Genomic DNA, 8,481 nt, shown 5'->3' on the forward strand with positions numbered 1-8,481 from the left:
CCCCGGGCCACCTCCCCCGTACCCTGGAACGCGGCGGTACGGGACGAAGGAGGCGGCCGGTGGCCGACAGCGAGAAGAACCAGGAGCGCAGCATCGCCCTGCGCGCGGGCTTCTACATCTTCGGCACCCATGTCTTCGCCGGCTTCGTGTGGCTGCTCTTCTATGTGGGAAGCCACGCCCACAAGTAGCCCCGGCCGGTAGGCGCCGCCCACATGTGCGGGCGGCTCAGCGCTTGGTCGCCCGGACGATTGCGGAGTGCATTCCGTCCGCGACCGCGTGGGTGGGGGTGATCTCGATGTCGGTGAACCCGGCGGCCGCCAGGCCTTCCCGATACTCGGCGAAGGAGAGGGCCCCGGCGACGCAGCCGACGAAGTCGCCGCGCTCGCCCCGCTGCTGAGGGCTGAGGGCGTCGTCGGCGACGACGTCGAAGACGCCGATCCGGCCGCCCCGGGCCAGCACGCGGAAGGCCTCGGCGAACACGGCGGCCTTGTCGGTGGACAGGTTGATGACGCAGTTGGAGATCACGACGTCGATGGAGTTCGCGGGCAGCGGGATGGCCTCGATCGTCCCCTTGAGGAACTCGGCGTTCGTGGCCCCCGCCTTCTTCCGGTTGGTCAGCGCGAGGGCGAGCATCTCCTCGGTCATGTCGAGCCCGAAGACCCTGCCCGTGGGCCCGACGCGGCGCGCCGACAGCAGGACGTCGATCCCGCCCCCGGAGCCGAGGTCCAGGACGCGCTCGCCTTCGCGGAGGTCGGCGACGACGGTGGGGTTGCCGCAGCCGAGCGACGCGGCGACGGCCTCGGCCGGCAGGGCCTCGCGCTCGTCGGCGGCGTACAGGGCGGAGCCGAAGCTGTCGTCGATCTCGATGGCCTGCGGCCCGCAACAGGCGGCACCGCCCTCGGTGACCTGGACGGCCGCCGCGGCATAGCGCCGGCGGACGGTCTCGCGCAGGTCGCTGCTGTGCTCGCTCATGACGATGACTTCCTCCATGACAGGGCCCGGGGGATCTGGACCTGGCTGATCGGTGCTTTCGACGTGGCTGTATTGATGTAGCTCAATGCAACCTTGCGTCTTGGATCGAGAAACGTCAACATAGAAGAATGTCGAAACAAGAGCTCGTGGTGCTCGACCAGGACGACGCCGAAGCTGAGGCCAACGCCGACGCCGACGCGTGCTGCCCGGCCCTGCTGACCGCCCCGCTGGGCGAGGAAGAGGCCGCGCGGCTGGCGAAGGTGTTCAAGGCCCTGGGCGACCCGGTCCGGCTGCGGCTGCTTTCGATGATCGCGTCGCGGGACGGCGGGGAGATCTGCGTCTGCGACCTCACCCCGGCGTTCGAGCTGTCGCAGCCGACGATCTCCCACCACCTCAAGCTCCTGCGCCAGGCCGGCCTCATCGACTGCGAACGTCGCGGAACCTGGGTCTACTACTGGCTGCTGCCGGAGACGACGGACAAGCTCGCCGGGATCCTCGCCCGCCCGGCCGACGGGGCGCCCCGGTGAGCGGGTCGGGCACGGCGGGGCCGGTGGCCGCACGGCTGTCGTTCCTGGACCGGTTCCTCGCGGTGTGGATCCTCGTCGCGATGGCCGCCGGCCTCGGCCTCGGGCGTCTGGTCCCCGGGCTCGGGGACGCGCTGGTGAAGGTGACGGTCGCCGGGGTCTCGCTGCCGATCGCGCTCGGCCTGCTCGTGATGATGTACCCCGTCCTCGCGAAGGTCCGCTACGACCGGCTGGACACCGTCACCCGTGACAAGCGCCTGCTGATCCCGTCCCTGGTTCTGAACTGGGTCCTCGGCCCGGCGCTCATGTTCGCGCTCGCCTGGATCTTCCTGCCCGACCTGCCGGAGTACCGGACCGGCCTGATCATCGTCGGACTGGCCCGGTGCATCGCGATGGTCGTCATCTGGAACGACCTGGCCTGCGGCGACCGCGAGGCAGCCGCCGTCCTTGTGGCCCTCAACTCCGTGTTCCAGGTACTGGCGTTCAGCCTCCTGGGCTGGTTCTACCTGTCGGTCCTGCCTGGTCGGCTGGGCCTGGACCGGACCACGCTCGACGTGTCCGTCTGGGAGATCGCCCGCAGTGTGCTGATCTTCCTCGGCATCCCCCTGCTGGCTGGCTTCCTCACCCGCAAGCTCGGCGAGAGGGCCAAGGGGCGGACCTGGTACGAGACCCGACTGGTCCCGCGCATCGGTCCGTTCGCCCTGTACGGGCTGCTGTTCACGATCGTCGTGCTGTTCGCCCTCCAGGGCGATGCGATCACCACCCAGCCCCTGGATGTCGCCAGGATCGCGCTGCCGCTCCTTGTGTACTTCGCCGCCATGTGGGCCGGATCCATGGTTCTGGGCAAGGCTGTGGGGCTGGACTACCCCAGGACGACCACGCTCGCGTTCACCGCCGCGGGCAACAACTTCGAGCTCGCCATCGCGGTCGCCATCGCGACGTTCGGTGCGACGTCCGGGCAAGCCCTGGCCGGGGTGGTAGGCCCGCTCATCGAGGTGCCCGCGCTGATCGGCCTGGTGTACGTCGCCCTGGCCGCCCGCCGCTTCTTCCCCAACTCCGTTGACCCGTCGGCCGGTCCGGCCGTCCTGCCGGAAGGTGCCACCCGTGTCTGAGACCAGCTCCGCCAGGCCGTCCGTGCTGTTCGTGTGCGTCCACAACGCGGGCCGGTCCCAGATGGCCGCCGCGTTCCTCACCCACCTCGGGGAAGGCCGCGTCGAGGTCCGCTCGGCGGGATCGGCCCCCGCCGGCAGCATCAACCCGGCCGTCGTCGAGGCCATGGCGGAGGCTGGTGTCGACATCGCCACCGAGACGCCGAAGGTGCTGACGGCCGAGGCGGTGCGGGCATCCGATGTAGTGATCACCATGGGCTGCGGTGACGCCTGCCCGGTCTTCCCCGGGAAGACGTACCTGGACTGGAAGCTGGCGGACCCGGCGGGCCGAGGCGTCGAAGCGGTCCGCCCGATCCGGGACGAGATCGAGGCCCGGGTCCGCGACCTGCTGGCCCAGATCCTGCCGCCCTAGGCACATGGGGCGGCCAACAACTGGTCCCCGCAGGGGAGTTCGGGATTCCGAATCTGCTGTTAATCTCCCGGCTACTCGCATGCTGGGCCCGAGCCGGGCGGCTTCTCTATCCTTGCGCGGCATGCACGATCGGCGTTCTTCGGGACCTGCAGATACGGGCCCTGAGCAGTGCGGGCCTTCGGGTTGCCCAGCAGCTTGTTCGACGCCTTCACCGGCCTGATCCGAGCCAAAGCGTCGTTCCAGACCACACGCCGGCACCCGAACACCCTGGCCGCACTGATGCACTGGCCGGGCGTCGGGTAGGCGCGGTACTGATAACGAAGCTGCACGACCGCCACGCTAACGACTACCACTGACAACACCCCTCCTCAGAGAGGACACCCGTGTTCCAGCCCAGGTCAGAGCACTCTCCAGAAGCCATTCCCAACCGGCATGAACGCCAGCACTCCCGGCTAGATCCAGTGGCAGAGAACAGGCACGGCCGGCGGAGCACGCTGCTGCGGCGGGTGTTCACCACGGCGCTGACGTCCGCACTCGCACTCGGCGCCCTCGGTACGACGGGCGCGGGGGCCAGCCCCGGACCTCACCCGGCCATCGAGACCGACCAGTGGGGCGCGCCGTACGCGCTCACCGACGGTACGACGATCCAGACGCTGATCGACACCCGAACGGCCAAGGACGGCACGGTGGTCGTCCTCTGGTCCAGACTCGCGGCCGACCGCTCGCAGCGCGATCTCCTGGTGGCGGTGCGTCCGGCGGGGATCACCAAGTGGGGGCCGGTGCGCACCCTGGCGAGCTCCACGTACGACACGTCCTCGCCCGTCGACGCGCACCTCCTGGCGGCGCCGGACGGCTCGGTCACCGTCGCCTGGGTCGACGTGGCCGCCGCCGGATCGGTGCTGCGCACCTCGGCGCTGCCCGCCGGGGCCACATCCTGGTCGGCCCCGGTGCAGATAGCCACGGCCGACCGCATCCAGGACATCCAGCTCGCGGGCACCCCCTCGGGCCGCACCGTCGTGGTGTGGGCGCACAGCGTCGACCCGCAGTACGAGGTGTACGCGGCCGAGCGCACCGGGGCGGGCGGTGCCTGGTCGGCGCCGGCCCGGCTCGACGACACGGGCGGCGGGGCGCAGGACGCGTACCCCCAGGTCGCGGTGGCCGCCGACGGCTCGGTGTCGGTGGTGTGGACGGAGTACGGGGCCACGGGAGCGGCCTTCGAATCGGCCGAGCAGGCCGCGTCGAGCGCCACCTGGAGCGCCCCGCACGACACGTTCCCCACCCCGGTCCCGGCGGCCGAGGCCAGGCTGGCGGCCGGCCCGGGCGGAGCCCTCGCGATGACGTGGCTCGCGAACGGAGCCCTCAACTACGCGCAGAGACCGGCCGCGAGCAGCACCTGGGGGCCCGTCGAGAGCGCGGCGAGCACCGACAGCTTCGGCGACGCCGTGCCGGCCCCGCTCACCGGTCCCGACGGCGCCGTCACCCTCGTCTGGTCGGACTACCAGTCCGGTACGGACGGCTTCTACATCCGCACCTCGACCCGGGCCGCCGCCACCGGCACCTGGTCCCCGGTGCAGACCCTGTCGACGCAGTACGCGGGCATGACGCCGTTCGGCGCGGACATCACGGCCGACGGCACCGTGCACGCCGGGTGGAGCCAGCCCGCCGACGACGGCAACTCCGACCGCTTCGTCGTGGCCACCCGCATGGCCGGCGCCTGGAGCACGCCCAAGGAGCTCAGCGCCAACACGACCGGGTACGCGCGGGGCGGCATATCCGTGGGCGGCCCGGACAACCGCCCGACCGCCCTGTGGGAGGACCCCACCGGCACCTCCACCAGCCGCCTGATGACCGCCACGACCGCCCCGGGCCCCGCCACCTGGCGCGACTACAACGGCGACGGCCGGGGCGACCTCCTCGCCCTCACCCCCGGCGGCACCCTCACCATCCGCACCGGCAACGGCAGCGGCGACGTCACCCCCGGCCCCTCCGCGCCGGGCTGGCCCACCACCTCCCGCTACGTCCCGGCGGGCGACCTCACCAACGACGGCAACAACGAGCTCCTCGTGCGCGACGCCTCCGGGCAGCTCACCCGCTACGACGGCGCCGCGAACAAGGCCTTCGCGCCCGGCGGCCCGCACCTCGCGCTCGGCGCCGGCTGGAACGCGTACGACCAGCTCACCGTCCCCGGCGACCTGACCGGCGACAGCCGCCCCGACCTGCTGGCCCGCACCCCCTCGGGCGACCTGTACATGTACGCCGACAACGGGGCGGGCCGCTTCAAGGACCCCGTCAAGATCGGCTTCGGCTGGGGGATCTACAACACGGTCATCGGCGCCGGTGACCTGAACGGCGACGGCTTCGGCGACCTGCTCGCGCGGGACACGTCCGGGGTGCTGTGGCGCTACGACGGCAACGGCAAGGGCACCTTCGGCGACCGGGTCCGCCTCGGCGCGGGCTGGGGGATCTACAACGCGCTCGCCGGCGTCGGCGACATCACGGGCGACGGCAAGGCGGACCTGGTGGCCCGCGACACCGACGGCGTCCTGTGGCGCTACCCCGGCAACGGCTCCGGCGCGTACACCGACCGCGTACGGATAGGCGGCGGCTGGCAGACGTACCAGAGCCTGTACTGACCCTCGACTCCATGCGGCGCGTGCCCAAAGACCCTGGGCACGCGCCGTTCCGCCGGGCTACAGTGAACGCATGTCGTCCGCGTCGCAGTGCCGTACTCACCTCTGCTGGTGGCGCTCCTCCTAGGAGCGGCCACGACTCACACGCGCGACATCGTCAGCGGGCCGTTCATCACTGGACGGCCCTTTTTGTTGCCCTCGCTGGATCCCGCAGTGGGCGCCGTCCAGGCCCGCCCCACCCCACTGCCCACGAGGAGCCCACGATGACCACCCTGACCACGACCCCGAACACCACCACCCCCACCGCCCAGGACCGCATCCTGACGGGCGACCGCCCCACCGGCCCCCTGCACCTGGGCCACTACTTCGGCACGCTCCAGAACCGGGTCCGCCTGCAGAACGAGGGCGTGGACCTCTTCCTGGTGATCCCGGACTACCAGGTGCTGACCGACAGAGACGTGGCGGAGCGCCTGACCGAAAACGTGGAGGACGTGGTCCTCGACTATCTCGGCGCGGGCGTCGACCCGACCCGGGCGACGATCTTCACCCACAGCGCGATCCCGGCCCTGAACCAACTCCTGCTCCCCTTCCTGAGCCTGATTTCGGTGGCCGAGCTGAGCCGCAACCCCACGGTGAAGGACGAGATCGCGCACTCCCGCCAGGCGGCCGTCTCGGGCCTGATGTACACCTACCCCGCCCACCAGGCCGCCGACATCCTGTTCTGCAAGGCGAACCTGGTCCCGGTCGGCAAGGACCAGGTGCCGCACCTGGAACTGACCCGCACGATCGCGCGCCGCTTCAACGAGCGGTACGGCCCGGTCTTCCCCGAACCGCGCACCCTCCTCTCCGAGGCCCCGCTCCTGCTCGGCACGGACGGTACGAAGATGAGCAAGAGCCGGGCCAACTCCATTGCACTGAAGGCGAGTTCGGATGAAACGGCCCGCCTGGTCCGAGCCGCGAAAACGGACCCGATCCGCACGATCTCGTACGACCCGGAGACCCGCCCCGAAGTGAGCAACCTCGTCCTGCTCGCCGCCCTCTGCCAGGGCCGCGACCCGCACGAGGTGGCCTCCGAAATCGGCGACGGAGGCTCGGCCGCCCTGAAGGCGACGGTGACGGAAGCCGTCAACACCCACTTCGCCCCCCTGCGGGCCCGTCGCGCCGAGTACGCCCAAGACATGGACTACGTAAGGAAGTTGATCGGCGAGGGCAACGAGCGGGCGAACGCGATCGCCGAGGTCACCCTGGACGAGGTGAGGGAGGCGATGGGAACGTTCCGGATGGCGGCGTAGGCGCTCCGCCTGTCCAGGGGCGCGGGGCTGCGTCCGTGCGGCTCCGCTGCGCGACGCTGGGCAGCCGTCCAGGGGCGCGGGGAACTGCGCGACCGGCCAGCGACGGCCCGCGGTCGAAGCGCGGGACGCGGGACCTCAAGCCCGTCGTCCTCGGCGCCGCGGCGGCTCCCCCGCGTGGGGGAGACGGATGGTCCGCTCGGGGGATGGAACGGGCCGTGCCGTGCGAGAACCTGAAAGGGCACGGGGGAGCGGACGGGGGAGTGGCGGCGACGGTGGCCCATGGGACCGGCTCGCCGCCACTCGCACCCTGCACTTCCCGCACTCCGACGTGGTCTGAGGGGGGAGACGAGTTGGGCAATTACCGTCAGGCAGCCGGGTCGCTTCGAAAGGCACTTTCCTAGACTGGGCTTTCCTGGAACGGGCGCTATGGACCCGGACTCGACGGACGGGGTGGCGATGGCTGAACAGCGCAGGCGGGGCGGGCGTGCCCAGTGGTTGCTGCTTCCGATTGCCGCGCTGATCGGCTGGGGATGCGTCCACGCCGGGCTGCTGGGCTCGGATTCGGGAAGCCCGGCGCGTACACCGCCGCCCGGCGCGTCCTCGTCCGCGAAGCCGTCGGCGACTCCGTCGGCGCCGAGCGGTTCGTACGACCCGGCCGACTACGCACCCCAGGTCCGCAAGTACGCCAAGAAGGCGGACATCAGCGCGCAGCTCCTGATGGCGATCCTCTACAACGAGGACTACAAGCCGCACGACGCGGCCTTCGAGCGGAGCTGGCAGAAGTACAAGCCGGACGCGGCCTTCGGCATCGCGAACATGCACCGGGCCGCGTTCGACCAGACGAAGCGGGGGCGGGACTTCGCCTCCCGGAAGTGGGAGGAGCTGCCGGACGACCGGGCGCTCGCGGTGGAGGCGGCGGCCTGGTACCTGCACGACATGTCCGCCGAGCTCCCCTCGCACTGGGCGGGCTCGTACACCAGGGAGGAGCTGATGGCGCTCGGGTACAACGCGGGCGGCGGCAACATGGCGGCGTTCGCGCGGGGCGCGAAGATGGGCAGCCAGGCGTCGGACTACCTGACGCGGCTGCGGGACAACTGGAAGAAGGCCGGGTCGGCGGTCGCGGGTTAGGCATCTGACCGCAGGGGCCCTAACCCGGCGGCACGTCCCCCGTGCACAGCATTTTGTGGTTGACCTCCGCGCACGCCTCGGCCTCCTGCGGGTCGGGGGCCACCAGCATCGGGCTCTCGGTGTCGGCGCCGGTGGAGCTGTTGCGGACCTCGGACCAGATGGTGTCGCAGGACGGGCTGTAGCGGAGCTTCACCGCGTACGAGGCCGTGGTCAGGGCGCTCTGCGTGCGCGCGTCGGTGCGGCAGGGGGAGGCGGAGGGGGCGTCGCCCTGGCAGCTCGCACCCTGGCAGGCGGTCGGCGCGGGGGCGCCCGGGCTCGCCTCGTGCGGGTGCGGGAGGGCGGCCCAGGCGGCGCTTCCCACCAGCGCGAGCGCTGCGGCGGCGGTGATCGTACGGCGGTGGGGGCGGCGGGGGG

Annotated in this window: 10 protein-coding genes; 7 read left to right on the forward strand and 3 right to left on the reverse strand. The window is 71.4% G+C overall.

Annotated features, from left to right (window positions below; translation table 11 throughout):
• Window positions 1-59: 59 nt before the first annotated feature.
• Window positions 60-188 (forward strand): DUF6126 family protein, encoded by a 129-nt coding sequence (locus ADK54_RS48075; RefSeq protein WP_234392414.1) that lies wholly within the window; start codon window positions 60-62, stop codon window positions 186-188.
• A gap of 37 nt (window positions 189-225) precedes the next feature.
• Here ADK54_RS48075 and arsM read toward each other — a convergent pair whose 3' ends face one another.
• Complete coding sequence (arsM, locus tag ADK54_RS40495; protein ID WP_053730865.1) at window positions 226-972, reverse strand: arsenite methyltransferase; 747 nt, start codon at window positions 970-972, stop codon at window positions 226-228.
• A gap of 128 nt (window positions 973-1,100) precedes the next feature.
• Here arsM and ADK54_RS40500 point away from each other — a divergent pair, with 128 nt between their 5' ends.
• Genes ADK54_RS40500 through ADK54_RS40510 form a run of 3 tightly spaced genes read left to right on the forward strand, consistent with a single transcriptional unit; the run spans window position 1,101 to window position 3,017 of the window.
• Complete coding sequence (locus ADK54_RS40500; RefSeq protein ID WP_053730866.1) at window positions 1,101-1,499, forward strand: ArsR/SmtB family transcription factor; 399 nt, start codon at window positions 1,101-1,103, stop codon at window positions 1,497-1,499.
• On the forward strand, window positions 1,496-2,608 hold the full coding sequence (gene arsB, locus ADK54_RS40505; protein ID WP_053730867.1) for an ACR3 family arsenite efflux transporter: 1,113 nt from the start codon (window positions 1,496-1,498) through the stop codon (window positions 2,606-2,608). Before ADK54_RS40500 ends, arsB begins: the two co-directional genes overlap by 4 nt.
• A complete protein-coding gene (locus tag ADK54_RS40510; RefSeq protein ID WP_053730868.1) occupies window positions 2,601-3,017 on the forward strand; it encodes an arsenate reductase ArsC in 417 nt (138 codons plus the stop codon). Before arsB ends, ADK54_RS40510 begins: the two co-directional genes overlap by 8 nt.
• 71 nt (window positions 3,018-3,088) lie before the next feature.
• Here ADK54_RS40510 and ADK54_RS48655 read toward each other — a convergent pair whose 3' ends face one another.
• Window positions 3,089-3,379, reverse strand: a complete 291-nt coding sequence (locus ADK54_RS48655; protein ID WP_324610226.1) for a helix-turn-helix domain-containing protein — start codon at window positions 3,377-3,379, stop codon at window positions 3,089-3,091.
• A gap of 99 nt (window positions 3,380-3,478) precedes the next feature.
• Here ADK54_RS48655 and ADK54_RS40515 point away from each other — a divergent pair, with 99 nt between their 5' ends.
• The 3 genes from ADK54_RS40515 (at window position 3,479) to ADK54_RS40525 (ending at window position 8,067) form a co-directional block, all read left to right on the forward strand.
• A complete protein-coding gene (locus tag ADK54_RS40515; RefSeq protein ID WP_053730869.1) occupies window positions 3,479-5,650 on the forward strand; it encodes an FG-GAP repeat domain-containing protein in 2,172 nt (723 codons plus the stop codon).
• A gap of 260 nt (window positions 5,651-5,910) precedes the next feature.
• Window positions 5,911-6,939, forward strand: coding sequence for a tryptophan--tRNA ligase (gene trpS, locus ADK54_RS40520; RefSeq protein ID WP_053730870.1), 1,029 nt, complete (start codon window positions 5,911-5,913; stop codon window positions 6,937-6,939).
• A 426-nt stretch (window positions 6,940-7,365) separates the two neighbouring features.
• Complete coding sequence (locus ADK54_RS40525; RefSeq protein ID WP_234392415.1) at window positions 7,366-8,067, forward strand: transglycosylase SLT domain-containing protein; 702 nt, start codon at window positions 7,366-7,368, stop codon at window positions 8,065-8,067.
• Between the two features lie 19 nt (window positions 8,068-8,086).
• Here ADK54_RS40525 and ADK54_RS40530 read toward each other — a convergent pair.
• Window positions 8,087-8,481 (reverse strand): DUF2690 domain-containing protein (locus ADK54_RS40530; protein ID WP_159048042.1); only part of this gene is annotated, 395 nt, incomplete at its 5' end.

This window comes from Streptomyces sp. WM6378, from assembly GCF_001279695.1.
Lineage (GTDB): Bacteria > Actinomycetota > Actinomycetes > Streptomycetales > Streptomycetaceae > Streptomyces.